General features: G+C 64.7%; 1 pseudogene. It reads right to left on the bottom strand.

The window, feature by feature from the left end:
* A pseudogene (locus HOV91_RS39345) lies at positions 1–414 on the bottom strand (penicillin-binding protein 2); the annotation flags it as partial.

The following is a 414-nucleotide window of genomic DNA, read 5'->3' as shown; positions in this document are numbered from 1 at the left end:
CCCCTGCACGTTGGTCTCGACCTGCTCGTAGCCGACCTTGCCGCGCAGCTGCTGCTCGTAGTAACGCTCCAGGCCGGACTTGCCGATGTGGGTCAGCGCGGCATTGCCTTCGCCGAGGATCTCCAGATCCTTGTCATCAACGCGGCCAACGTAGCCGATGATGTGCGCGAACAGATCGCCGTAGGGGTAGCGGCGGGTCAGGTAGGGCTCCAGCTCGACGCCGGGGAAGCGCCAGCGGTCGACCGCGAAGCGCGCCATCTCCTCGTCGCTCATGCGCAGCTTCAGCGTGACCGGCAGGAACTTGCGGCGCGCCTTGCGCGACTTGTTGAACGCTTCCAGCTCTTCCGGGCTGATGTTGATGATCTTCGCCAGCCCTTCCAGGGTGGCGTCCATGTCCTTGACCTTGTCCGGGGT

Origin of the sequence: Nocardia barduliensis (assembly GCF_013315795.1) — a bacterium.
GTDB classification, from domain to species: Bacteria; Actinomycetota; Actinomycetes; order Mycobacteriales; family Mycobacteriaceae; genus Nocardia; species Nocardia barduliensis.
The sequence above is the reverse complement of the archived record's forward strand: the minus strand, read 5'-3'. Positions and strand labels throughout refer to the sequence as shown.